The following is a 24331-nucleotide window of genomic DNA, read 5'->3' as shown; positions in this document are numbered from 1 at the left end:
GCTAAAAATTTAAATCAAAATATTAAAGAAAGCGATATGGGTGAGAGCCTCTCACCCTAATTAAGAGATACTAGAATTATTTATTACAATGTTTACAACTTTTTACGGTTACAAGTACATTTAGTTTTTCAACGAAATTTCCAAGTTTCTTTTCAAGATTTTCTTTATATTCGTCAAGCAAAGCGTCATTATAGCTCATATCGCTTACCTCGCCACAGCCTTGACAAACAACGTGTATATGAGGATGCTCAAAGATATCGTATTTAGCCTTTTGATTTGGCATATTAACCTCTACTACCAATCCCTCGTCTTTTAGTGTATTTAGGTTTTTATACACGGTAGCTAACGATACAGATGGATTTTCAACTAAAATTTCCTCATATAGCTCATCTATAGTAGGATGCATATGACGATCTAGAATTTTCAAGACGCTGATTCTTTGTGGAGTGGCTTTTAGTCCGCGCTCTTTTAGTAAATTTATATAATTCATATAACTCCCTTTTAATTTTTTCTAACTATACAAAAAAATTATTTAAAAGTTCTTTATACTTATTAATATAAATTATCTTTTAGTATTTTTTCAGAAATACTATGCGGATCTAGCCCTAATCCCTTCTCAACTTCACTTGTATTACCATGCTCTATAAATTTATCTCCATACTCAAAACTAATAACTCTCACATCATATATAGCTTCATCTTGTAAAAATGCGCTTAAAATTTCAGCTACTCCGCCCTTTTTAGCACTATCTGAGAAAACATACCAAACCTTTTTATCCTTGACTAAATCCAACAAAAGCTCTCTGTCAAGCGGTTTTACGAATACCAAATCCACAAGAGTCGGATTAAATTTATCCCCTAAGGCCTTTTTGACCAAATTTGCACGCCCTACTCCATTTCCATATCCTATAAACGCCACTTTTGAATCTGTTTTAGATAAAATTTCACTTTTGCCAAATTTAATCTCTTTTGACTCAAATTCTCCATCGTCCAATAAGAAGTTGCCTCTAGGATACCTAAATGCACAAGCTCCAACATGCCTATAAGCATATTCCATTATAAGTTTAAAATTTTCCGCAGATCTAGGAGCAAAAATAGTCATATTTGGTATGACATGAAGATAGCCTATATCAAAGGCACCCTGATGAGTCTCTCCGTCCTCTCCTACAACTCCGGCTCTATCCATAGCAAAAACAACGTTTAGATTCATAATGCAAGCATCGTGTATCACCTGATCAAAGGCGCGCTGAAGAAAGGTCGAATATATGGCGATAAAAGGCTTAAATCCCTCTTTAGCCATAGCAGCCATAGATGTTACTGCATGCTGCTCCGCTATCGCCACATCCCAAAAACGTTCTGGAAATTTCTCAATAAGTAGATCCATTCCTGTTCCGGTAGGCATTGCCGCAGTTACTCCAACCACATTTTCATATTTTTGGGCAAGTTTTAGCAAATTTTCCGCAAAGAGTGAGGTGGCAGATTTTGGAGCGCTTTTTTTGATACTCTCCCCGCTTTTTAAGTCAAATGGTCCGACTCCGTGCCAGTTAGCATAGTGACCCTCGGCCTTCTCATATCCCTTGCCTTTTAGGGTTTGCGCATGGACGATAACAGGCTTTTTCATCTTCTTTGCCACTTCAAAAGCATCTATTACAGCCCTTATATCATGACCATCTACAGGACCTATATACTCAAGCCCAAGCTCCTCAAAAAACATCCCAGGAGTTATAAGCCTGATACCCTCCTCCATCCTGCGCGCCATATACGCAGCACCGTCTGGCATATAGCTTAGAAATTTCTCAACCCTGCTTTTAAATTTCTGATAAGGTTGTCCTGCCATCATCTGGCTTAAATACTTACTAAGCGCTCCTATAGGCTTACTTATGCTCATCTCGTTATCGTTTAGGATTATCACACAGGGATATTTTCTATCGCCAAGCTCATTTAAAGCCTCATAAGCCATTCCGGCACTCATAGAGCCATCGCCTATTAGAACTACTGGCAAACGATCTTCGTTTTTAAGCCTTATAGCCTTTGCGGCACCTACGGCCAAAGATATTGAAGTGGAGCTATGACCTGCTATAAAATAGTCATATTTACTCTCATTTGGTTTAGTATATCCACTTATACCGCCAAATTTACGCAAACTATCAAAGTTATCCCAGCGATTTGTTAGAAGCTTATGAGCATAGCTTTGATGACTAACATCAAAGATAAACGGGTCTTTTTCTTTGTCAAATACATAGTGCATAGCTACTATAAGCTCAACCGCACCAATATTTGAGCTAAGATGCCCTCCATTTTTACTAACTGTCTCTAAAATTTTGCCTCTTATCTTATTACAAAGCTCCTCAAGCTCTTCTATATTCATAGATTTTAAATTTATATCATTCATATACTATTCGCCAACTATCCTTTTTATCTTTTCAAACCTAGCCTCAATGGTTCCATCAAGATTCCCGGCATCGCTCATAACTATAACACCGCCGACATTTATAGCCTCATCGGCTAAAATTTCTATATTTTCGCTGGTGCCAAAATGCTCTTTTAAAAACTCAAAATCTTTAATATTAACTCTAATTTGCAGCCTTTTAGCCTCATTAAGCTCTTTTATTAAAGATTTTGTAAGCGCATAAGCAACACTTGAAGAATTTGATGAAATCTCTTTTTTTACAATCTCTTTTGCAATATCGATTGCCGTGTTTGAGAGCTCGTTTTCACTTGAGCTTAGAAAATTCTCAAATTTAGCAACTTCGCCATCTAGCTTCGCTACCGAATTTAGATATCTTGACTCAAGAGATTTTAATTCACTCTCAAATTTAGCTCTAGCATCTTCAAAACCCTGCCTAAGACCCTCCTCTTTAGCTCTTATAGTCTCATTTTCTAGACGCTTTGCAAATTCGCTCTCTTGGTTTTCTATCTGCATTTGAAGCTTTATGATATTTCCCGAAAGCTCATCCGTGCGCTTTAAAAGCTCTTCTACGAAATTTGACTCTATTTTTGGATCTTGAGATATTGGTATTTGCGGATTATTTTTTATAGAGTGATCAAAATTTGTAGCAAAATCAGCCATATTTGAATTTTCGCTATTGATATTATTTTTGTCTGCATGCTCATTTTCGTGGCTATCATTCGCCTTTTTTTCTTGACCTAAAACCTTAAATCTATAGCTCTCTACGAAATGGCTTTTAGTCTCTTCGTTGGTTATTACGCTGCTTCTCATTCTATCATCTCTTCTGCTTCACCGACTTGGAATACTCCCTGATCAGCCAAGGCTTGCACCTGCTCTACTATGCGGCGCTGAGCCTCTTCTACGTCTTTTACGCGAACGGCTCCGAGGTATTGCATCTCTTCTTTAAACGCTTCGCTTGCGCGCTGAGACATACTACCCATAAATTTCTCTTTAAGTGCATCTCCAGAGCCCTTAAGGGCTATCATAAGATCCTTTTTGTCGACATTTTTAAGAATTTCTCTAATTGCTGTTTGATTAAGTGTATTAATATCTTCAAACGTAAACATAAGCTCTTTAATAGTAGTGGCAAGCTTATCATCGACATCCTCGATATATTCGATAGTGGATTTTGAGGCCTTTTGACCAAGACGGTTAAGCACCTCCGCAACAGCTCTTGGACCACCAACTTCAACCTTATACGAAGTAAGGCTTTCGAGCTTGCCTTCAAGCACTGTTGATACACGCTTGATCACAGATGGGCTAATATCGCCCAAATTCGCCATTCTAATCACAACCTCGCTTCTAAGTTCGTCCGACAAAAATGAAAGTGTCTCGGCGGCACTAGTCGGATCCATATGAGCTAAAATCAAGGCGATAGTTTGAGGGTGCTCTTTCATAATAAAATCGGCAAGCTGTTGAGGTTTAATTTTAGTTAGATACCCAAAACTCTTTGAACTCTCCATGCTTTTTGCAAGCTTGTCAAGAATTTTTTGTGCGGTCTCAGGACCAAAGGTGCGATAAAGAATCTCTTTGGCATATTCTAAGCCACCGCTTCTCATATATTGATTTGACTGCATTAGAGCGTAAAATTCCTCCAAAACAGCTGCGGCTACTTGTTTATCAACACTTTTTGCAGTCGCTATATATCTTGAAATTTCTGTGATAACATCAACTTCCATATGCGAAAATAAAAGAGTGGTAGCATCTTCTCCAAGCTGTATAAGCAGTATCGCAACTTTTTCAGGCATCGAGAGATCATCATAAGTCATCTTTTGTTGTTCGGTTAAGCTAGTCGCCATTAAAAGTCCTTGCGGTTACTAAAGTCAGAGTCGTTTTTAACCATATCCTGAAGCAATACAGAAACCTCTTCACTTCGCTCCTGTATAATCAGCTTCATCTTCTCAAGTAGCACATCATACCTAAGCTCATCTTCATTAAAATCACTTCCGATTCCAAGCTGCTCTTCAACCTTTTTCTTAGCTGCTTTAAATTTCTCTAAGGCATCCTCGCTATCCTCAAGATCTACTATATCATCTTGCATATCAGGCTCTTCTTCTTTGATATTTTGAAGCATCTTTTCCATAAACGGAACGATGACTTTTTTGTAAAATATAAATAATAAAATTCCGACAAATATATATTTAAATATAGGCATAAAAGGATTTACATAGGTATCAAAAAACGAATTTACTTTATTTGCAGGAGTATCTGTGCCAGGTCTTTGGAATTCAAAGTTACTTACAGTTACTTCATCACCCCTATTTGTATCAAATCCCACCGATTGCTTTATAAGCGCACTAATCTTATCTAACTGCTCATTTGTAAGAGGAGTATATACGATCTCTTTAGTTAAATTTCCGTTTTCATCTCTTTTATTCTCATATCTACCATCCACTACTACAGCAGCACTTAAGCGCTTGATAGTAGCGAATTGATCTTTGATACGCATAACTTTTTTTGAAATTTCATAGTTTGTAGTAGATGAGCTCTTAGAATACTGCTCCTCAAGCTTTTTATCATCTATCCCTTCAACCGGACCTATATTGCTAACAGCTCCGGGAACCCCTTGAACTTCGCGTTCTTTAGAGCCTTGTCGCTTCTCTTCTACGCTCTGTTCGCTTCTTGCTACAGAATTTGGATCAAAGGTCTCGCTCTCACTATCTTTTCTGGCAAAATCAAAGTCTATAGTTACCTTGGCTACTACTTTATGAGTGCCTCCAACTATAGGGGAAAGAACGTTTATAATCTTTTGCTCAAGTGCGTTTTCCGACTCTCTTTTATATTTTATCTGCTGATTTATCTGATCGCTATCGTATTCGCCATCCTCTTCGCCAAGAGGAATTCCATCTTGATTTACTATCTTTACATTTTGAGTGCTTAAATTTGCAACCGCAGCCGAAACTAAATTTTTAATACCTGAAATCTGCTTTAAATTTAAGCTATTTCCGGTTTTTAAATTTAATACTATTGAAGCCGAAGGCGGAGTAGTTCTTTCTGTAAATAGAGTCTCTTTTGGTATGGCTATGCGCACCATAGCCTTTTCTATAGGTGCTAGGCTCTCTATTGTCCTAGCAAGCTCACCCTCTAAAGCTCTTTGAAATTTTACCTTTTGTTCAGAGTCGGTAGCTCCGAATTCTTGTTTGTCAAAGATTTCAAAGCCTACTTTATTATCCTTTAAAATACCCAAGGATGCTATCGAAATTCTCTCTTTGTAAACATCTTGATTTGGGACTAAAATAGTGCCTTCATTGTAAATTTTATATTTAACCCCGTCTTTTTCAAGCTGCTGAATAATAAGTGCCGAGTCGCTAGGATTAACACTCTCAAAAAGAACGCTATATCCGTCATAGTTTGTCTGAGAGCTTTTATAAATGCTTAAAAAGACTAAAAATCCAACCACAAGCACGACAGAACTTGCCGCAACTATGCGCTGTCTTATAGAGAGGCTCTGATAAATGTGTCCGATTTGTTGAAATGCGGTTTTAAAATCCATATTTTATTTTATAGCTTTCCTTAATTCATCTAAAACTCTATCGTTTTGCTCTGGCAAACCTATGGTAATTCTAATTGAATTCATACCGTAACTTTTCAAATCACGTAAAATTATACCTTTTTTTAGCAGATTTTTGGCAATCTCGCTTGCATTTTCACGCTCAAAGTTATAAGTTATAAAGTTAGTATAACTATCAATAAACTCTATATTATGCTCTTTTGCAAATTTTTCATATTTTTTCATCTCTTGAAAATTAGCCTCTACGGTCTTATCTACAAATTCCTGATCCTTAAGAGCTTCTATGGCTGCTTTTAGACTAAGAGTGGTGATATTAAAAGGCGCTCTTAGTTTGCCAAGTTCATTTATTATAGATTCATCAGCTATTCCGTATCCTACACGCATTCCTCCAAGTCCGTAAGCTTTAGAAAAGGTGCCAAGAAAAATAGTATTTTTAAATTTAGTTATCAAATCTTTAGGACAAATTTCTTTATTTTTGTCTTTAAATCTCGCAAATTCATTATAAGCGCCATCTATTACAATCATCACATCTTTATCAATCTGCTCTAAAAATTCATACACATCATCTCTATTTAGACACTCTCCTAAAGGATTATTTGGCAAGCATAAAAAGATCATAGAAATTTCATCTTTTTTATCATTATAAACTTTTAAAAAATCCTCCAGATTATGCCCTTTAGCCTGAGTTCTATAAATTTTTGCTCCGGTATGCTTGGCGTAAATTTCATACATAGCAAAGGTTACTCCTGCCATCAATACGGCATTTTTCGAATTTGCTTTGGCATGAACCGCAAATTCTATCACCTGATCGCTTCCGGAGCCTATTATTATATTTTTCGTATTCACGTTAAATTTAGCCGACAAGGCTTCTTTTAGCTCATAATAGCTATCATCAGGATAAAGATACATATTTTGCGCACAATTTTTTATCGCCTCAATAACTCTTGGACTTGTTCCGAAAGGATTTTCGTTACTCGCTAGCTTAATTACATCCTTTGGCGCTATACCAAATTCACGCACCACAAGCTCTATTGGCTTGCCAGCCTCATAATTTATTAAATTTGCTAATTTATCGTTAAATTTCATCTTTGATCTCCTGGTATGTAGCTTCCCAACCAAACTATCTCGTCTCCAAAACTATTGGCTTTATCTATAGCTCTTTGGACATTTTCATCATCGATATGACCTTCAAAGTCGATATAAAATACTGTCTTAAACTCACGCTCCTTTATAGGACGGCTCTCAAGCCTAGTTAAATTTATACCCTCGTCTCTAAAAGCGGTAAGTAGATCTGCAAGTCCTCCTGGCCTGTGGTCAGTCTTTGCCAAAATAGAGGTTTTGTTCTTTGTCGAACGCTCGTTTTTAAAATCGCTTAGTATAAAAAATCTCGTTCGATTTGCCATATTATCCTCAATAGTCTCAAACAAGATAGGCACATTATAAAGCTTGGCGGCTATCTTAGAACAAATTGCCGCAGAGTTTGGATCCTCGCTTGCAAATTTAGCCGCCTCTGCAGTGGATTTCGTAGGTATAAATTCAGCATTTAAAAGCAGGTGATCGTCTAAAAATTTACGGCACTGATTGTATCCTTGAGGATGCGAATATATCTTTTTTATGTCTTTTAAATTCTCACAAACACTTGCAAAAGAGTGGTGAATATCCATATAAAGCTCAGCCACAACCTTGATATTTTCAAATCTTCCAAGACAATCTAGCGTCGCCCCTACGGCACCTTCGGTATTGTTTTCTATAGGCACTACTCCGTATTTGGCCTCTTTGTGTTTTAGCTTCGTAAAAACAGCCTCAATACTTGCAAGCGGCAAATACGCACTCATCGCGCCAAATCTACTCTCGGCGGCTTGATGAGTATATGTGCCCTCAGGTCCTAGATACGCGACTTTTTCTGGCATTTCAAGGTTTCTACTTACAGCAAAAATTTCAAGATAAATAGCCTCTATCGCCGATTTATTTAAAATATTTGAGCTTAAGCTCTCAAGACGGTTTAATATCGCTCTCTCACGCTCTGGACGATATATAGAGGTACCGCTGGTTTGCTTTAACTCACCTATTTTTTTGACAAAGCGCATTCTCTCATTTAGTTTTTTTAAGATCTCGTCATCTATCTTGTCGATCTCGTCTCGCAAATCATTTATATTCTGCATCCAATTCCTTTAAAAATAGGCTTACGTCTTTGTAAATTTTATCTATAAATTTTAGCTCTACCCCTGTCTTTAAGGCGCTATTAACCTTGCCGCTTAAAACTAGAGCCGTCCTCATTCCAAGCTCTTTAGCTCCTACTAAATCACCCTTTGCATCGTCGCTTATTATCAACACATCTTTAAAATTTGCGTTAAAGCCTTGCGAATTTAATAGCCTTAAAGCAGCCTTATAAAACTCCTCGCTTGGCTTGCCAACCACCTTATATTCGCATCCTGTGGCATAGTTTAGCATCTTAGCTATAGCTCCCACGCCAGGATAGCTTTTAGCATTTTTTTTATATATACTGGTTTCGCTCATAGCAATTAGCTCTGCGCCATTTTGCAAAATCTCTATCATAGTACTAAATTCATCAAATTTAAAATCATCTCCGCTTGCTATCAAAACAGCTTTGGCTAAATTTGAAAACTCCAGCTCATATCCTAAATTTTGCAATACTTTTTTGAATTTATCAGAACCAAGGGCGGCTACCTGGCAAGTGGGCAAAATATCTTTTAAAACATAAAAAGGATCTATGTACGCCTTATCTTTGATATCAAGCCCCTTGTCTCGCAACTCTTTTAAAAAATCCAAACTACTAAATTTTGTATTATTCGTAATCACTACATATGGAATTTTTTTAAAATTTAAAAACTCTATAAGCTCTTTTGCCCCATTTATAAGGCTTTTATCGCTATCGCTTATCAAGGTTCCTTGAACATCGATAAAGATCAAATCATATCCTTTTCAAGTGCTATCAGATCTTCAAAACTCTCACGCTTTCTAATTAAAAAATCTTTTCCATCTTTTATACCGATTTCAGCGGCTCTTGGACGAGAGTTATAATTGCTACTCATCGTAAAACCGTATGCACCGGCAGATCTTATAACAATCAAATCATCACTATCGCAAGGTGGTAAATTTATATTCTTAGCCAAAAAATCACCGCTTTCACATATTGGTCCCACCACATCACACTCACTCTCACTACCCTCTTTGCCTACTATTGAGATTTTATGATATGCCCCATAAAGACTTGGGCGAATTAGATCGTTCATAGCCCCGTCAACAACCACAAAACGCTTTTGTTTATTAAATTTCTCATATAAAACTCTGGTTAAAAAATATCCGCAGTTGCCTACTATAAATCGTCCCGGCTCGCAGACTATAGTGACATCAAGTCCGCCAAGAGTGCTTAAAATCCCTTGAGCGTAATCGTATAAATTTGGCTCTTCCTCGCCATCATATACTATGCCAACTCCGCCTCCGACATCAAAAAATTTAATATCTATCTCTATAGCCTTTAGCTCTCTAAGCAAGTTTGACACCACTCTTGAAGCCTCTATTATCGGAGTTATATCAGTAAGCTGAGAGCCTATATGAAAGTGTATGCCAACAGGATCGAGAAAAGGCGAATTTTTAGCATGCAGATACATTTTTTTTGCAGTTGTTATATCTACGCCGAATTTATTCTCATTTAGTCCGGTTGAGATATAAGGATGAGTTTTGGCATCTATATCAGGATTTACTCTAATGCTTATACGAGCGATTTTGCCAAGATCTTGAGCAATTTTTTCTAGCCTATACATCTCGGCTTCACTCTCTAAATTTATCATCAAAATTTCATTCTCGAGTGCAAATTTTAGCTCGTCATCTCTTTTGCCAACTCCGCTTAAGATAATTTGATATCTTTTTGCTCCGGCAGTTAGGGCACGTCTTACTTCTCCTATGCTTACACAGTCAAACCCCGCTCCAAGTGAGGCTAAAAGTTTCAAAATGCTTAAATTTGAATTTGCTTTTACAGCATAACAAACCAAAGATTTTCGTGCATGAAATGCTTTTTTTAGAGTTTCATAGCGTGAAGCTATATGATTAAAGTCATATACATAAAGAGGAGTCCCATAAACTTGAGCCAAATTTTCAAAATTCATCGATCTAACCTTAATAAAAATAGGTAGATTTTACTTGAATTTTGCCTAAAACTCTCTTAACGGTTACGAAAGTAAAGATATAAGGCAAAGCCTGATAGACAAAATAGCGGCAAGATAACTCCAATTTCTGGCAAAACTACAGAGTTATGGGCAAATTTCATCAGCACAAAAAGAGTTCCCCAGCTACAAAGCGTAATTATAATAAATATAAAACTTGTAAGTGCTAAATTAAAAAAACGTCCTGTAATGGGCAAAAAATAATATATAATAAGCACCATAACGGGAGCAAAAAACGGCGAAAATAAGAGGCTATAAAGGGTTGTTTTAGCAGAATTTAGCCCAACCCCCTCTTTTTCAAAAGCAGTAATAAAATCAAATGCGTCCGGAATCGATAGCGATGAATTTGACTGATATGCACTCTCTATCGTCTTTGGCTTAAAACCCTCAAGCGCAATAAGATTTTCATAGTGTTTGATATCAAGGCCGTCTTTACCAAATTCTATAACCTTAGGCATGGTTGTGACATTCGCATCTTTTAAAGTCCATTTATTCTCATTAAATTTTGCCTCGCTACCAAAAGTAGCACTTAACAACTTGCCATCCGCTACATCAAAAATTCTCACATCGCGCATGTTTGCACTCACAGGATTTAGCTCGTCTATATATACAAATTTGCCTCCAAATTTTAAAAAAATATCGGAGCTTATTCGCGAAATTTGCGTTGTTTTCATCAAATTTCTTTGAAATTCATAAGAGTATGCAAATGGTGTAAAATTAAGCCCTATATAAATTAAAGTTATAAAAATAGAGATAAAAAAAGGTGGTTTGATAAGAGCGTTTTTACTTACTCCAAGGGCGTAAAAGCTAACAAGCTCATTGCTCCTAATCATGTTAAATTTAGTAACAATCAAAGCAAAAATCAAAGAAAGTGGTAAAACATAGCCGATCGCAGCCATTGAAGTAAGCGTAAAATATAGTAATTTTAGATTCGCACTTGAAGGCATATCTTTTAAATTTGTCAAAATATCAATGCCAGTATAAAACAAAACTAATGAAAAAAATATAATCAGAAATGATTTAAAATAGTTCCAGCCAACATATTTTGCATATAAATTCACGCGCATATGCCTTTTTTGCTAGAATATTTTTGCGAAATAGTATTAATATCGCTTTTAATAAGCTCTACTACAGCCTCTTTTGTATAATTTAGAACTTTTTTAAGACACTCACTCTCATCTTGGCTAAAATTACCCAAAACATGCCCGGTCACACTTGAATTTTGAGCTCTTCCTATACCCACTCTAACTCGTTCATAATCGCTTCCTATTAAGGAATCGATGGATTTTATACCGTTATGGCCGCCACTGCTGCCACCTATCTTAAACTTAACGACTCCAAGTTTTAGATCTAAATCATCATGAATTACAATTATGCGTTCAGGCTTGTAAAAGTCATTTACCGCTTTTACGCTATTTCCGGATAAGTTCATAAAAGTTTGAGGTTTTAAGAGAAGCAAATTTGAAAATTTAAAAAGTTCACCTTGAAATTTTAAAGAAGTTACATCTGTAAATTTTTCATTTTTAAGTAGGTCTATAAGCATAAACCCGATATTGTGTCTTGTTTTTTCATATTGTGAGCCGGGATTTCCCAGCCCAACTATAAGGATCAAAGCCTTGCCTTAATTATTTGGCTTTGACAACTCCAACTACGGCAACATGGCCTGCATCAACCATTGTAACACCTGCTGGAACTGAAATATCTCTTACCAAGATAGTATCTTCGACATCAAGTTTGCTTACGTCAATATTAAATGCGTTTGGTAAATTCTCAGCTGTGCATTTTACTGCAAGTCTCTTTTTAGATTGAACCAAAACACCTTTATTTTTAAGACCGATTGGAGTTCCAAAAGGCTTAACGGGGATCATATATCTTGAGATAACTCCAGGAAGAGCCACTTTTAGATCAACATGCTTAAGCGCATTTGTAATAGGATCTTTTTGATACTCAACTATAACGACTTTTAAGGTCTTGTCGCCAACTTTTACATCAAACGCAAGGTTCTCTTTTTTGCGAGCCTCTTTGATAAATTCATTTACCTTAAATGCCGCTTCGATATTCTCTAATCCCTTGCCGTAAATGTTCGCGATTAGATAACCATCTCTTCTCAAAGCTTTAGCAGCTTTTTTACCGATACTCTCTCTAACGATACCTTCTAACATCGTATTCCTTTCATGAAAAATAAGTGCTGATAATACCAAAATATTTATAAATTTATACTTTAAATAGTTGCTAATAGTAAAAGTATATAGTTTATATCTCTTTAAGAGCTATTATGCCCTCTTCTTTGCTATCATTATCTCTATTTTCCGCCAATCTCGCCTTCTCTTTAGCAAGATCTGCGTTTTTAATTCTTAGCTCAAGATCATTTCTTCTACTTGATTTCTCTAAAGCCTCCTGCTTATCTATTATGCCTTCTTTATAAAGCTCAAGAAGATGTTGCTCGAAAGTCTGCATACCATAAGTATTCTTACTCTGCTCTATAGCATCGTAAATTTCATCCTCTCTGCCATCTAATATCATATCTTTAATTCTGGTGTTTTTTACAAGCACTTCAACTGCTACACGCCTTTTGTCATCCATCGTCCTAACAAATCTTTGACATATAATGGCTTCTACAACCGAAGAAAATGTCATCTTGATACGATTTTGTTCCTCTTTTGGAAACATATTTATAACACGACCAACAGTCTCTTTCGCATCAAGAGTATGCAAGGTAGCCAAAACAAGGTGTCCTGTTTCAGCAGCAGCCATAGCTGTTCTAATGGTCTCTAAATCCCTCATCTCTCCAACAAGTATTACATCGGGGTCTTCACGAAGAGCTGCACGCAAGGCATCTGAAAAGTTATGTACATCTTGACCTATACCTCTTTGATTTATAATACTCTTTTCTTCCGAAAAGATAAATTCGATAGGATCTTCAATGGTAACAATATGTCTATTTTTATTTTTATTAATATAGTTAATCATGCTAGCTAGAGTAGTTGTCTTGCCGCTTCCCGTAGGACCTGTCACAAGTATAAATCCGCGGTTTACAGTATTACAAAGCTTTTCAAGAACAGGTGGCAAAAATAGATCTTGCATATTTGGGATTTTGGTTGGTATTGTTCTAAACACCATAGAAACACCATCTATTTGAAAAAAGGCATTAGCACGAAAACGATAATCTTCATTTAATTTATACGTAAAATCTACACTTTTTTTAGCAACTAGATTATCAAAATTTGTTCTTAGAATCTCTTTAGTAAGAGCTAGCGTGTCATCATAGCTCAACACTTCATCGCTCATCTTGTAAATTTCACCGTTATATCTAGCTCTCACGGCTCCATTTGCTTTAATATGTAGGTCGCTTCCACCTTTTGAAACAAGCTCTATAAGATAGGCATCAAGCTTATCTCTTTGCAAGCGCCCAGGATCTAAAATTTCTTCATTTTGTAAACTTTCCATATTAAGTTCCAAATTTTATTCTTGCTTTAACGCCTTCATTATATCGTCATAAGCCTGCAAAAACTGTTTAAGACCATCGCTTAAAAGCTCTTTATATACCCTATTCATATCTATGCCGGCTCTAGAGACAACCTCAAAAAACTTCTCTATACTATCCTCGCTAACCGCCTCTTTAGGCTCGCTCTTTTGCTCTGTAAAAGCCTTAATGGTATCAAGCGGAGCTGTATTTATAGAGTTTTCATACATCAGCTCTCTTATATAATAATCTTTTCTTAAATCATCCCCTTTTACTCCTGTGCTTGCAAAAAGTGCTCTAACATTTTCTAAATTTCTATTTTGTATGATTGTGTAAATTTTAGTAGCATTCATTATACCTATTTGTCCGGCAGGAAGACATTTTTCTCGCATCACTTCATCAAGAAGCCTATCAAATCTGCTTACAAATATACTTATTACACCCTTTGGATTTTTTGTATTTGGGAATTTTTTTTGATACTCTTTGGTGCCTATTTCAAAAGCATCAAGGCACTTAATAGCCTGATCTGGAGAAAATATAAGAGTGGCATTTACTGGAATTCCTCTAGACATCAAAGCGCTCATAGCATCAAATCCCGCATTGGTAGCAGGAATTTTAATCATAACATTTGGCATCATCACTGTATTAAACAGTCTAACACCCTCTTCTATAGTGCCTTGCGTATCGTTGCATAAGTTTGGATCTACTTCGATACTAACGAATCCATCATCGTCATTGGCATAGTTTTGAATAAGCCTATCTGCAGCAATTTTAATATCCTGCACGGCTAAAATTTCATAAATTTGCTTCTCATGTCTTCTTTCGTTCTCTTTAATCGTAATCTTGTAAGCAGGAGAGGTCAAAAAGGCTGATTTAAATATAGCGGGATTTGAAGTTGCTCCATTTATAGTATTGGAATTTATAAGTTTTACAAATTCATTATCTAAAAAATCTCGCTCTATAAAATCACACCAAAGTGAAAATTTAACATCATTATTAAACATATTCTCTCCCTATACTAGTTTTATAATCTCTCTTAGATCTTTTGTATCCACGCAATGAGTGGCTTTGGCTCTTAAAATCTCTTTTGCGCAAAAGGCTATTTTTATATTCGAGTGCTCAAACATCGATAGATCGTTAGCTCCATCTCCCACGCTCATAGTTTCTTCCTTGCTAATACCAAGCAGGCTTTGCAGGCTTTGCATCATAATTCCTTTGGAAAAGCCAAACATCATCTCGCCACCAACAAGCCCGGTAAGCCTACCGTCTTTATGGTGTAAAATATTGGCAAAAGATGCGTCAAATTTAAGCTTCTTTTGTGCTCTATCGGTACCAGAATGAAATCCGCCACTAAAAACTACAACCTTTATACCTTTACTTTTTAAATGATTTATAAGATCAAAAGCACCGTTCATAAGCGGTAAATTTTCACAAATTTCATCAACAATAGAAAGCTCAAGACCCTTTAAATAAGCAACTCTTTTAGTAAGACTCTCGAAAAAATCAAGCTCTCCAGCCATTGCCATCCTAGTTATCCTGCTTACCTCATCTCCTACTTTACAAGCCTGGGCCAAAAAATCTATAGTCTCTCCATCCATAAGCGTGGAGTCAAAATCAAATACACAAAGCTTTATCAATTTATAACCTTTTAAAAATCACGCTTTAAAAGAGCTTCGACTTTTAAAATCGTAAGTATATTTTGATCTCTTTTGCCTATGCCGTATATCATACCCTTGTCTTTAATCAAAGTCTCAGGCGGCGGATCTATCCTATTTCTTTTTATCCTAATGGCTTCCGTTAGCCTGTCTATGACAAAGCCTGCCACATTTTCCTCATCTTTCATTACTATGTACCTAGTGCTTGGGCCAGGCTTAACCGAGCCAAGAGCGAATTTCTTTCTTAAATCTATAAGAGGGATAACGCTTCCTCTTAGATTAAATACGCCTAGGACATAATCTGGAACGCTTGGCACGCGAGTATACTCAATAGGCTTAATAATCTCTTTTATATTTAAAATAGGTATAGCATACTCCTCTTCGCCTACAATAAACCCGACAAGCTGGATTACTTCGTCTCTATCCTTCTCGCTTGGATCAGCCATCTGTTTTTTTTGTCTTTTTAGAACCTGATTTAATTTGTCATTCATGTTCTATCCTATCAATTTAATATTTTTTCTAACTACGTTTTCAAGGTATTCTGACGAATACGGCTTGGTTATGTATTCAGTCATTCCCACCTCAACACCTCTTAGTCTATCAGTCTTTGAAGTCCTGGAAGTAACAGCAATTAGAGGTAAATTTCTATATTTTGAATACTTACGAATTTCTGCTGCCAATGTATATCCATCCATTCTAGGCATCTCAATATCTATTAAAATTGCATCAAGTGCATGCTCGCCTGATTTCACGATAGTAAGAGCCTCTACTCCATTAGTAGCTTCCAGAACAGTTACTCCAAGCGGTTCAAGGGATTTTTGCATGATAGTTCTATCCATTTTAGAGTCATCTACAATCAAGACCTTATAATCGCTCGGCTTTTCTTTAACCGCCTTTGATGATTCCATACTGGCTTTTATATCCACTTTGATATCTTTTGCCATCTCCATCATAGTTCCCACATCTACTATTAGAGTTACTCTTCCGTCGCCTCTTATCGTGGCACCTGCTATTCCAGGGATATTTTGTAAATATTCTCCCATGGATTTTATAACAACCTCTTCTTGTCCTACAAGACTATCTACTATAATTCCAAGTTTTGTTTCGGCTACGCCTATTATGACAACATAAGTCTGATCTCCGTTGTCAAATACCTGCTTGACACCGAAAATATCTGAAAGTTTTACAAGAGACAAAACCTCGTCTCTAAGTCTAAGCACATTTTTTCCATCTATTGTATATATATCATCTACAGGCACTCGCACAGTCTCAAGAACACTTGCAAGCGGAATAGCGTAAAATTCTTCCTGAACTCCTACTAAAAGAGATTGCATAATAGCTAGAGTAAGAGGGATTTTAAGCTTCATTACTGTGCCTTTTCCAAGCTCACTCTCTATATCTATAATTCCGTTTAATTTTTCTATATTTGTCTTAACGACATCCATTCCCACGCCACGTCCGCTTACGTTAGTGACCTTGGCTGCAGTTGAAAATCCAGGCTTAAATATAAGTCCAAACGCCTCTTTATTACTCATTGCATCAGCTTCACGCTCGGTGATGATTCCTTTTTCTACAGAGCGAGCTTTTAGCATATCAGCGTCAAGACCTTTACCATCATCAGCTATTTCTATTACGATATGATTTCCTTCATTATAGGCTTTTAGCTCGATGGTTCCTTTTTCACTTTTGCCTGCAGCAATTCTAGTTGCCGCATTTTCTATGCCGTGATCGCAAGAATTTCTAATCATATGCACAAGAGGATCGCCGATCTGTTCTACTATAGATTTATCAAGCTCTGTTTCTTCTCCTGTTATTTCAAGATCTATCTGCTTATTAAGCTCTCTACTTAAATCTCTAATCATTCTAGGAAATTTATTAAATACCTTAGCTACTGGAAGCATTCTGGTTTTCATAACTGCAAGCTGGATATCTGTAGTAACCAAGCTTAAACCGGATACTACTTGATTTAGCTCTTCAAGGAATTTTTCACCCTCGTATCTCTCTTCGACATCGTCATAAATTTTTATAAGCCTATTCTTACCAAGGACTAGCTCGCCTATAAGATTCATAAGATGATCAAGTCTTTTTACCTCTACGCGGATTGTCTGCTCGGCATCAGATCCGCTAGATGCTGCCGGAACCTTCTTATCCTTGTCGGCTTCATTTGCCTTAGGGGCGGGTGCTGGTTTAGGCGCTGCTGGCTCAGGAGCTGGCTTATTGGCAGGAGCAGATGCTGCTGATGCTGCCTTTTGACTACGTCTAGCCTGATCCTCGGCCTTTCTTACCTTTAACAATCTCTCTATTTCGGCCTCAACCTCATCATCTGTTAAATTTGATAAATTTTCATCGCTTATTTCAGGTTCAGGTTCAACCTCTGGCTCTGGCTCTGGTTTTGTCTCAGGAGCCTTTTGTGCAGGCTTTTGCTCAGCCGCAGGAGCCGCTTCTCCTTCTGAAATAGCTGTAAGTCTGGCACAAATATCAGAAATTTCTATGCCCACATCAGTATCGTTACCATTGTCCCTTATGCCGTGCAAAAGCCCCTTCATCATATCTATAGACTCTAAAACTACGTCCATGATATCTGGAGTTATTTTTAACTCATCTTTTCTAGCTTTATTTAAAACGTCTTCCATATGATGAGTAAGCTTAGTCAAGATATCAAAATTCAAAAACGATGATGAACCCTTAACAGTATGTGCTACACGGAAAATTCTATTCAAAAGCTCTAAATCCTCAGGATTTGACTCAAGCTCGATAAGGTCATGGTCAATCTGCTCAACAAGTTCGAAAGCCTCTACTAAAAAGTCTTCAAGTATCTCTTTCATATCATCCATCTTATACCCCTATTTAGCAGATTTATGTACTTCGATGACACGAAGCACCTCATTATAAAGCAAAGTGGCATCAAATTTAGTTAGGTATGCTGCACCGCCGGCCTCTTTACTTTGAGCCTCACTATACATATTATTTAATGAAGAGTTGAATATTATCGGAATACTAGAGTATCTACTATCATCTTTTAAAGTAGCTGCAAAGCGGTATCCATCCATCTGAGGCATCTCAATATCGCTTAAAATTACTCTTAAATAATCATGCAACTTATCCCCATACATATCGTATAGATCTTGCATCTTAGCAAGTCCTTCCACTCCGTCTTTTGCCTCAACCACCTTTAAACCCATCTTTTCAAGAGTATCTTTTACAAGTTTTCTTGCGGTAGAGCTATCGTCAAGCACTAAAGCCAGTCCGGTTAAAGCTTTGGTCTTATCTATCTCAACCTCTATCTTAGGGCTATAAATTCCAAGCTCTTCAACTATGCTTTCAAGATCAAGTATCAGTAATACTTCATCGTTTTCTATACGAGTAACGCCTGTGATTTTACCTTTATCCAGAGCACCTGAATTTGCGGAAAAACTCGTAGCCTCTATATCAGACCAGCTTATACGTCTGATTCTTTTAGCCTCATGAACTATAAAACCTATTAAAATTTCACTAAATTCTGATATTATCACTCGAGGCTTTATAGCTACTCCGGTAGGCTCTTTTATCTGCATCCATTTGGCCAAATTTATAACAGGTATAACAACTCCGCGCAGATCAAAAATTCCCTCTATATATTCAGGAACACCAGGTAATTCGGTCAAATTAGGCATCTTAATGATTTCACGCACTTTAGCGACATTTACTCCGTATATGCCCTCATATACTTTGTCTCCCGTCTGCTTAAAGATACGAAAATCAACAAGCTCCATTTCGTTTGAACCGGTTTTTAAAACTTTATCATCAAACATTTTGGCCCCTTGTATTGGCAAACTTAATATTTTTGTCATATTCTACTACAAAATAACTTTGATCGTATGCAAAACAAGGAATATTTATATACTCCCTATTTTCAAATTTTATAATCTCTCCTTGATGAAAGTGTCCTTCAATGACGAATTTGGCGTCAAAATTTACTAAGTGTCTAGCTATAATCTCTCTAAAATTTAAAATTTTATAACTTAAATTTTTATCTCTAAGTTTTGCAAAAATCGCTTTTGAAATTCTAAAATTTAAAATTTTATCAATGAAGTTAATAGATTTTAAAAAAGGCTTTAATCTTAAAAACCTTAAAGCGTATTTGTCAATAAATGGCAAAAATATATCTCCGTGCGCTATCTGAACGCTCTCTTGATTTTGAGTTAAGAAATTTGCAGGCTGATTTTCAATAGGATAGACCTTGATATTTTTTAAAATTTTACCAAGATTAAAGTCGTGATTTCCTTCAAAATAATGAATCTCTATCTCCTCTCCAAGCTCATTAAGAAGCCTTATATATTCACTTGCAAATTCAAGCGAATAGTCACAAAAATCAGAAAGAAAATCAAACATATCGCCCATTATAAAAAGTTGAGAGGTCTTTATCTTGCCCTCTTTTAGAGATTGTAAAAATTTTAAAAAATGGCGGCGATTTTCATTTTCGTGAGCATCGGCAATAAAAATCGATCCGTTTTTTATGATAGTTTGACTCATTTTAAGGCATTACGGTTAAAGTTGGTAAAGCCAAACTCTCTTCAAATCCGCTCATCAAATTCGCATTTGCCAAGGCTTGCGAGCTAGCTCCTCTTAAAAGATTATCAATGGCTGAATTTATAAAAATTTTACCCTCGCTTACATAGGCTGTGATATCGCAAAAATGCGTTCCCGCAACGTCTTTTATATTTACAGGCTTATTAATGATACGAATAAATTTCTCATTTTTATAAAATTTACGCAAAATTTCCAAAGGCTCTATCTGACTATTTAGCTTAGCATAGACGCTTACTAGCATTCCACGGGTTATAGGAAGCAAATGAGGTACAAAGAGAGTTGGGATTTGAGTGCTAGCAAGAAGCGAAATTTGCTCTTTTATCTCATCGCTATGGCGGTGTTTTATAGGATTATAAGCGTTTGCGTTTTCATTCACGCTTACAAAATGAGTTGTTGTGCTTGCTTTTTTGCCGGCACCGCTGACACCGCTTTTTGCATCGATTATAACGCCAAAATCTCTATCGATATGTGGCAAAAACGCAGCTATAGCTAAAATAGAAGCGGTAGGATAGCAACCCGGATTTGCTATTAAATTTGCAGATCTTATCTTGTCCCTATTTAGCTCTACCAGTCCATAAACGGCATTTTCTAAATTTTTTGGATCCAGATGTTCGCAGTAATTTTTCTCATAAAGGGCTTGGCTTAGCCTATAATCAGCAGAAAAATCCACAACTTTTACACCTAAGCTTAAAAGCTCTTTGGCATACTTCATCGCCTCTTGATGAGGAAGGGCCAAAAATACAAGTTCACACTTTTTAGCAGCTTCTTTAGCGTCCGCTACTTTTACGTCAAACTCGAAAATACTATTTAAAGACGGAAAAATCTCTTCTACTCTACTCTCGGCACTTGCAGCTAGGTAGTTAATCTTAAATTTAGGATGATTTAAAAGTAGTTTTATTAGCTCAAATCCGGTATATCCGCTAACCCCTATTATTCCTACGTTCATTGTCTAGTCTCCAAATTTAATAGGCCTATAATCTACCGAAACTATTTCCACGTCGCTTCTACCGTTTGGTAAATTTAAAGTCACTTCATCGCCCTCGAATTTACCTATTAGCTGCTTGGCAAGAGGCGAATTTATCGATATTAGACCGCGTTCTAAATTACTTTCAGGAGTGCCGACTAGGGTATATGTTCTTTCCATCTCGGTTTCAACGTCCATAATTACAACTGTAGAGCCAAATTTAACCTTTTCATGCTCATATTCGGTCGGATCAATAACTTTTGCACGGCTTACTATATCGCTAAGCTCGGCTATTCTACTCTCGATAAAGGCCTGCTTCTCACGTGCCGCATGATACTCGGCATTCTCTTTAAGATCGCCGTGACTCCTTGCTATATCGATCTCCTCGACTATCTTAGGACGCTCTACGCTCTTTAAATTTTTAAGTTCATTAGTTATCTTTTCATACCCAAAAACCGTCATCAATTCAGTCATTTTAATCCTTTTTTATTATATTAGCTACATTTTCGGCAGAGCCGTGATTCAAATAGTTGCGCAGCTTTACACAACCTTCTATAAATTTATTTTTATCACAACTTTCATATGCTTTTAGTAAATTTTCAGCCGTTACCTCATCTTGCAAGAGCTCAATATGAAGATTGCCTTCTCCCATAAAATCAAGCATTATATTAGCAAGCCCTACAAATTTCAGCTTCACAAGCATCCTGGCTATAAACATATCAATAGCCTTAGCCTTATAGGCTAAAACAAACGGAGTCGCAATCAGTGCCGCCTGAAGAGTGGCGGTTCCCGAGCAGATAAACGCAAATTCACTTTGCAAAAGGGCTCTTGGAGCGTTATTTACAACCTCAAATTCGTCTATATCTCCGTAAATTTCCAGCTCATTCATCAAATGAGGAGGAACTACTAGCTGCTTTACTCCATCTATCTTTTTTGCAACCTCTCTAAAAATAGGCATCAGACGAGCTATCTCAGCCTTTCTGGAACCCGGCATAAAGGCAAATTTCTTACTATCTATAAGAGTATTTTTACGCACTTTAAGTTCATCAAGCAATGGATGTCCGACATAAATGCAGCGATTATAAAATTTTGCATCAAATGGTAAAATCGAAGCCAAGTTATCGCAATACTTTTCAATTTTTGCTACTCTTTTTGGTTTCCAAGCCCAAACCTGCGGCAATATATAATAAGTAATAGGAGCCTTAACACCTGCCTCTTTTATCGCTTTTGCAAGAGGAAGATTAAATGCAGGAGAATCTATTAGCAAGATATGATCGGCCTCTTTTGCTAGCTTTACCATCTCTTTTATAGCGCGCTTAGCTTTAAAATAAAGCGGCAATACCTCTATAAATCCCATTGCGGAAAATTCAGAACTCCTCATATAAGGCTTACCGAATTTCTCGTCAAAAATCCCTAAAATTTCATATTTAGGCAAAAATTCTAAAACCTCACCCAAATGCAAATTTGCAGAAGGCTCAAGGCATGAAACTAATAGTTTTTTACTCATTTTTATCCAAATTTTTTAGCTTCATTATAGCCGATTTAGGCTGAAAGTTAGGATTATTAAAAGATACAAGCCTTAAAACCAAATTTGTAAAAAAGGATATAATTAGCTCAATAAAATTTCAAAGGAAAATTTTGAGAGAGATTCTTATCACAAATGACGACGGATTTGAGGCAAAAGGGCTTCACGAACTAGCCAGAGCTTTAAGGGAGATACCAAACACAAATGTAACTATAGTGGCTCCAAGCTCTGAAAAATCAGCTTGCGCACACTCTTTGACACTTACAAAACCGCTTAGATTTATAAAAATAGATGATAATTTTTTCAAGCTCGACGACGCTACTCCAAGCGATTGCGTATACTTAGCGCTTCATGCCTTATATCACAAAAAGCCTGACCTAGTAATATCTGGCATAAATCACGGTGCAAATTTGGGCGAGGATATAACCTATTCCGGAACATGCGGAGCGGCGATGGAAGGAGTATTGCAAGGGATTAAGAGTATAGCCTTTTCGCAATTTTATAAAAATGATAGCATAGAGATGCTTGGCTTTTCTCTAGCAAGAGAGATAGTAAAATTTATAGTGCCAAAAGTACTTGACAATCAGATAAATTTGCCTGATAGACAATTTTTAAACGTAAACATCCCAGCGGTTACTCCAAAAGAGTTTAAAGGTTATCAAGTTGTGCCGGTAGGCAGGCGAAGCTATGCTACTCACGCTACGCTTAACCGTAATCCAAGAGGGATAGAGTATTATTGGTTAGGAGTAGCTGCGCTTGATTATGAACAAGGCGAACCAAGCGATATAAGCGTTGTAAACGAAGGTTATGCAAGCTTAACGCCTATAATGCTTGATATGACGGCTCACTCAAGCCTAGAAATTTTAAAAAAGAGTATAAAATGAGCGAGATAATAGATAGATTTACTCGCATAAGATGGCTTGTGGGAGATGAAGGCTTTGAAAAACTTCAAAAGGCTAAAGTGCTAGTATGCGGAGTTGGAGGAGTCGGAGGAGTATGCGTAGACGCTCTAGCTCGAAGCGGAATCGGTGAAATCGTAATAATAGACAAAGACACTTTCGACATTACAAACCAAAATCGCCAAATTTACAGCGAAGCGGTAGGAGCTGTGAAAGTAGACGAATTTGCTAAAATTTATCCAAATATCAAGGCTTTAAAAGAGCTTATCACGCCTAAATTTATAGAAAATTTTGACTTTAGCAAATTTGATGTCGTAGTAGATGCCATAGATGATATGGCGGCAAAAATCGCTTTTGCTAATGCTGCGCCTAAAAAAATAATAGCCTCGATGGGGGGAGCAAAACGCATAGACGCCTCACAGGTAAAAGTAGCCTCTGTATGGCAAACCTACAATGATCCTCTTGCCAGAAAATATAGAAGCGAGCTTAAAAGATCAGGATTTCAAGGCAACTTTGAAGTGGTATTTTCTACGGAGTTACCACAGTGTAAAGAGCTTGGAAGCTTTATGGGAGTGACGGCTGTTTTTGGACTAAATTTAGCAAGTCTTACAGTAAAGAAAATTTTAGCCTAAAATCTTTTTATCTCTATAACCTTGCCGGTATCGCCTCTAAGAAAGTAAATTTGTTTGCGCCCGGTGTATATAATATTTCCTTTGATTGTTATATTTAAATCAGGCGAAGGCTTAATGGTGGTTAATTCACCTTTAAAAATAAATTCGCCAATCTTTCTGCCTATCTGATCTTGCCATGATAGAGCACAAACTAGCAAAATAATGGCGTAAAAAATTCGTATAAATTTTCTAAAAGGTGTATAGAAAATAAGATATCCGAATACAAAAGAGATCGTTAAAATCCAAAGCCAAGGCACACTATCTACAAAAATTATATTAAAATATTCAGATACTTTATAATAGTCAAAATAGCTTGTTTTAAGCCCGACAAAAAGAGTAAAAATAACTGCTAAAACGAATAAAATTCCTATAAAAAAAGCGTTTATAAACTTCATATCGGCTCCTTTATTGATAATTATATTAAATCTAGGCTTTGAATACA

At 36.6% G+C, this 24331-nt stretch carries 25 protein-coding genes; 2 read left to right on the top strand and 23 right to left on the bottom strand.

Translation table 11 applies throughout. The annotated features are described in order from the left end of the window. Nucleotides 1-76: 76 nt before the first annotated feature. The 22 genes from CDOM16190_RS03215 to lpxB all read right to left on the bottom strand — a co-directional run bounded on the left by CDOM16190_RS03215 (nucleotide 77) and on the right by lpxB (nucleotide 22301). The gene (locus tag CDOM16190_RS03215) at nucleotides 77-490 is read right to left on the bottom strand and encodes a Fur family transcriptional regulator (RefSeq protein WP_170018865.1); all 414 of its coding nucleotides are present in this window, start codon (nucleotides 488-490) and stop codon (nucleotides 77-79) included. A 62-nt stretch (nucleotides 491-552) separates the two neighbouring features. Further along, a complete protein-coding gene (dxs, locus tag CDOM16190_RS03210) occupies nucleotides 553-2382 on the bottom strand; it encodes a 1-deoxy-D-xylulose-5-phosphate synthase (protein WP_170018953.1) in 1830 nt (609 codons plus the stop codon). A gap of 12 nt (nucleotides 2383-2394) precedes the next feature. After that, nucleotides 2395-3219 carry a flagellar assembly protein FliH gene (fliH, locus tag CDOM16190_RS03205; protein ID WP_170018864.1) on the bottom strand — a complete coding sequence of 275 codons (825 nt, stop codon included), beginning with the start codon at nucleotides 3217-3219 and terminating at the stop codon, nucleotides 2395-2397. Next, nucleotides 3216-4247, bottom strand: a complete 1032-nt coding sequence (gene fliG, locus CDOM16190_RS03200) for a flagellar motor switch protein FliG (RefSeq protein ID WP_169973475.1) — start codon at nucleotides 4245-4247, stop codon at nucleotides 3216-3218. The genes fliH and fliG overlap by 4 nt, the downstream gene beginning before the upstream one ends. Beyond that, a complete protein-coding gene (fliF, locus tag CDOM16190_RS03195) occupies nucleotides 4247-5941 on the bottom strand; it encodes a flagellar basal-body MS-ring/collar protein FliF (protein ID WP_169973476.1) in 1695 nt (564 codons plus the stop codon). The genes fliG and fliF overlap by 1 nt, the downstream gene beginning before the upstream one ends. 3 nt (nucleotides 5942-5944) lie before the next feature. Continuing rightward, nucleotides 5945-7045: a histidinol-phosphate transaminase gene (gene hisC, locus CDOM16190_RS03190; RefSeq protein ID WP_170018863.1), complete on the bottom strand. Its 1101-nt coding sequence runs from the start codon at nucleotides 7043-7045 to the stop codon at nucleotides 5945-5947. Further along, nucleotides 7042-8121 carry a prephenate dehydratase gene (gene pheA, locus CDOM16190_RS03185; protein ID WP_170018862.1) on the bottom strand — a complete coding sequence of 360 codons (1080 nt, stop codon included), beginning with the start codon at nucleotides 8119-8121 and terminating at the stop codon, nucleotides 7042-7044. The genes hisC and pheA overlap by 4 nt, the downstream gene beginning before the upstream one ends. Beyond that, complete coding sequence (locus tag CDOM16190_RS03180) at nucleotides 8105-8890, bottom strand: HAD-IIA family hydrolase (RefSeq protein ID WP_170018861.1); 786 nt, start codon at nucleotides 8888-8890, stop codon at nucleotides 8105-8107. The genes pheA and CDOM16190_RS03180 overlap by 17 nt, the downstream gene beginning before the upstream one ends. Next, nucleotides 8887-10086: a diaminopimelate decarboxylase gene (lysA, locus tag CDOM16190_RS03175; protein ID WP_170018860.1), complete on the bottom strand. Its 1200-nt coding sequence runs from the start codon at nucleotides 10084-10086 to the stop codon at nucleotides 8887-8889. Before lysA ends, CDOM16190_RS03180 begins: the two co-directional genes overlap by 4 nt. A 56-nt stretch (nucleotides 10087-10142) precedes the next feature. Next, nucleotides 10143-11204 carry an LptF/LptG family permease gene (locus CDOM16190_RS03170; RefSeq protein ID WP_170018859.1) on the bottom strand — a complete coding sequence of 354 codons (1062 nt, stop codon included), beginning with the start codon at nucleotides 11202-11204 and terminating at the stop codon, nucleotides 10143-10145. Continuing rightward, complete coding sequence (gene pth / locus CDOM16190_RS03165) at nucleotides 11201-11755, bottom strand: aminoacyl-tRNA hydrolase (RefSeq protein ID WP_170018858.1); 555 nt, start codon at nucleotides 11753-11755, stop codon at nucleotides 11201-11203. The genes CDOM16190_RS03170 and pth overlap by 4 nt, the downstream gene beginning before the upstream one ends. A gap of 13 nt (nucleotides 11756-11768) precedes the next feature. Further along, nucleotides 11769-12305, bottom strand: a complete 537-nt coding sequence (locus CDOM16190_RS03160; protein WP_169973489.1) for a 50S ribosomal protein L25/general stress protein Ctc — start codon at nucleotides 12303-12305, stop codon at nucleotides 11769-11771. Between the two features lie 91 nt (nucleotides 12306-12396). Next, nucleotides 12397-13590 carry a type IV pilus twitching motility protein PilT gene (locus CDOM16190_RS03155; RefSeq protein ID WP_170018857.1) on the bottom strand — a complete coding sequence of 398 codons (1194 nt, stop codon included), beginning with the start codon at nucleotides 13588-13590 and terminating at the stop codon, nucleotides 12397-12399. Between the two features lie 15 nt (nucleotides 13591-13605). Further along, nucleotides 13606-14610 carry a transaldolase gene (locus CDOM16190_RS03150; protein WP_170018856.1) on the bottom strand — a complete coding sequence of 335 codons (1005 nt, stop codon included), beginning with the start codon at nucleotides 14608-14610 and terminating at the stop codon, nucleotides 13606-13608. 9 nt (nucleotides 14611-14619) lie between these two features. Then, on the bottom strand, nucleotides 14620-15243 hold the full coding sequence (gene serB / locus CDOM16190_RS03145) for a phosphoserine phosphatase SerB (RefSeq protein WP_170018855.1): 624 nt from the start codon (nucleotides 15241-15243) through the stop codon (nucleotides 14620-14622). An 11-nt stretch (nucleotides 15244-15254) separates the two neighbouring features. Continuing rightward, nucleotides 15255-15752 (bottom strand): chemotaxis protein CheW, encoded by a 498-nt coding sequence (locus CDOM16190_RS03140; RefSeq protein ID WP_169973497.1) that lies wholly within the window; start codon nucleotides 15750-15752, stop codon nucleotides 15255-15257. Nucleotides 15753-15755: 3 nt separating this feature from the next. Beyond that, the gene (locus tag CDOM16190_RS03135) at nucleotides 15756-18095 is read right to left on the bottom strand and encodes a hybrid sensor histidine kinase/response regulator (protein WP_170018854.1); all 2340 of its coding nucleotides are present in this window, start codon (nucleotides 18093-18095) and stop codon (nucleotides 15756-15758) included. A 9-nt stretch (nucleotides 18096-18104) separates the two neighbouring features. Continuing rightward, nucleotides 18105-19052: a chemotaxis protein gene (locus CDOM16190_RS03130; protein WP_170018853.1), complete on the bottom strand. Its 948-nt coding sequence runs from the start codon at nucleotides 19050-19052 to the stop codon at nucleotides 18105-18107. Beyond that, on the bottom strand, nucleotides 19045-19773 hold the full coding sequence (locus tag CDOM16190_RS03125; protein WP_170018852.1) for a UDP-2,3-diacylglucosamine diphosphatase: 729 nt from the start codon (nucleotides 19771-19773) through the stop codon (nucleotides 19045-19047). The genes CDOM16190_RS03130 and CDOM16190_RS03125 overlap by 8 nt, the downstream gene beginning before the upstream one ends. Before the next feature lies 1 nt (nucleotide 19774). Continuing rightward, nucleotides 19775-20776: an N-acetyl-gamma-glutamyl-phosphate reductase gene (argC, locus tag CDOM16190_RS03120; RefSeq protein ID WP_170018851.1), complete on the bottom strand. Its 1002-nt coding sequence runs from the start codon at nucleotides 20774-20776 to the stop codon at nucleotides 19775-19777. Nucleotides 20777-20779: 3 nt separating this feature from the next. Beyond that, the gene (gene greA / locus CDOM16190_RS03115) at nucleotides 20780-21268 is read right to left on the bottom strand and encodes a transcription elongation factor GreA (RefSeq protein WP_169973506.1); all 489 of its coding nucleotides are present in this window, start codon (nucleotides 21266-21268) and stop codon (nucleotides 20780-20782) included. A 1-nt stretch (nucleotide 21269) separates the two neighbouring features. Next, nucleotides 21270-22301 carry a lipid-A-disaccharide synthase gene (gene lpxB / locus CDOM16190_RS03110; RefSeq protein ID WP_170018850.1) on the bottom strand — a complete coding sequence of 344 codons (1032 nt, stop codon included), beginning with the start codon at nucleotides 22299-22301 and terminating at the stop codon, nucleotides 21270-21272. A 131-nt stretch (nucleotides 22302-22432) separates the two neighbouring features. Here lpxB and surE point away from each other — a divergent pair, with 131 nt between their 5' ends. After that, complete coding sequence (surE, locus tag CDOM16190_RS03105; RefSeq protein ID WP_169973510.1) at nucleotides 22433-23203, top strand: 5'/3'-nucleotidase SurE; 771 nt, start codon at nucleotides 22433-22435, stop codon at nucleotides 23201-23203. Continuing rightward, nucleotides 23200-23850, top strand: coding sequence for a tRNA threonylcarbamoyladenosine dehydratase (locus tag CDOM16190_RS03100; protein WP_170018849.1), 651 nt, complete (start codon nucleotides 23200-23202; stop codon nucleotides 23848-23850). The genes surE and CDOM16190_RS03100 overlap by 4 nt, the downstream gene beginning before the upstream one ends. Here the strand turns inward: CDOM16190_RS03100 and CDOM16190_RS03095 are convergent. After that, a complete protein-coding gene (locus tag CDOM16190_RS03095; RefSeq protein ID WP_170018848.1) occupies nucleotides 23847-24284 on the bottom strand; it encodes an isoleucyl-tRNA synthetase in 438 nt (145 codons plus the stop codon). The genes CDOM16190_RS03100 and CDOM16190_RS03095 overlap by 4 nt on opposite strands. Between the last annotated feature and the right edge of the window lie 47 nt (nucleotides 24285-24331).

The organism is Campylobacter sp. RM16190 (genome assembly GCF_012978835.1).
GTDB lineage: Bacteria > Campylobacterota > Campylobacteria > Campylobacterales > Campylobacteraceae > Campylobacter_A.
This window is presented reverse-complemented; position numbering and strand designations above follow the sequence as displayed.

Coding starts and splice junctions, on each gene's coding strand:
- CDOM16190_RS03215 (WP_170018865.1), bottom strand. CDS start 490: ATGAATTATATAAATTTACTAAAAGAGCGCGGACTAAAAGCCACTCCA.
- CDOM16190_RS03125 (WP_170018852.1), bottom strand. CDS start 19,773: ATGAGTCAAACTATCATAAAAAACGGATCGATTTTTATTGCCGATGCT.
- CDOM16190_RS03130 (WP_170018853.1), bottom strand. CDS start 19,052: ATGTTTGATGATAAAGTTTTAAAAACCGGTTCAAACGAAATGGAGCTT.
- CDOM16190_RS03140 (WP_169973497.1), bottom strand. CDS start 15,752: ATGAATGACAAATTAAATCAGGTTCTAAAAAGACAAAAAAAACAGATG.
- fliG (WP_169973475.1), bottom strand. CDS start 4,247: ATGGCGACTAGCTTAACCGAACAACAAAAGATGACTTATGATGATCTC.
- pheA (WP_170018862.1), bottom strand. CDS start 8,121: ATGCAGAATATAAATGATTTGCGAGACGAGATCGACAAGATAGATGAC.
- CDOM16190_RS03135 (WP_170018854.1), bottom strand. CDS start 18,095: ATGGATGATATGAAAGAGATACTTGAAGACTTTTTAGTAGAGGCTTTC.
- lpxB (WP_170018850.1), bottom strand. CDS start 22,301: ATGAGTAAAAAACTATTAGTTTCATGCCTTGAGCCTTCTGCAAATTTG.
- fliF (WP_169973476.1), bottom strand. CDS start 5,941: ATGGATTTTAAAACCGCATTTCAACAAATCGGACACATTTATCAGAGC.
- CDOM16190_RS03160 (WP_169973489.1), bottom strand. CDS start 12,305: ATGTTAGAAGGTATCGTTAGAGAGAGTATCGGTAAAAAAGCTGCTAAA.
- hisC (WP_170018863.1), bottom strand. CDS start 7,045: ATGAAATTTAACGATAAATTAGCAAATTTAATAAATTATGAGGCTGGC.
- CDOM16190_RS03155 (WP_170018857.1), bottom strand. CDS start 13,590: ATGGAAAGTTTACAAAATGAAGAAATTTTAGATCCTGGGCGCTTGCAA.
- lysA (WP_170018860.1), bottom strand. CDS start 10,086: ATGAATTTTGAAAATTTGGCTCAAGTTTATGGGACTCCTCTTTATGTA.
- fliH (WP_170018864.1), bottom strand. CDS start 3,219: ATGAGAAGCAGCGTAATAACCAACGAAGAGACTAAAAGCCATTTCGTA.
- argC (WP_170018851.1), bottom strand. CDS start 20,776: ATGAACGTAGGAATAATAGGGGTTAGCGGATATACCGGATTTGAGCTA.
- greA (WP_169973506.1), bottom strand. CDS start 21,268: ATGACTGAATTGATGACGGTTTTTGGGTATGAAAAGATAACTAATGAA.
- CDOM16190_RS03100 (WP_170018849.1), top strand. CDS start 23,200: ATGAGCGAGATAATAGATAGATTTACTCGCATAAGATGGCTTGTGGGA.
- CDOM16190_RS03095 (WP_170018848.1), bottom strand. CDS start 24,284: ATGAAGTTTATAAACGCTTTTTTTATAGGAATTTTATTCGTTTTAGCA.
- CDOM16190_RS03150 (WP_170018856.1), bottom strand. CDS start 14,610: ATGTTTAATAATGATGTTAAATTTTCACTTTGGTGTGATTTTATAGAG.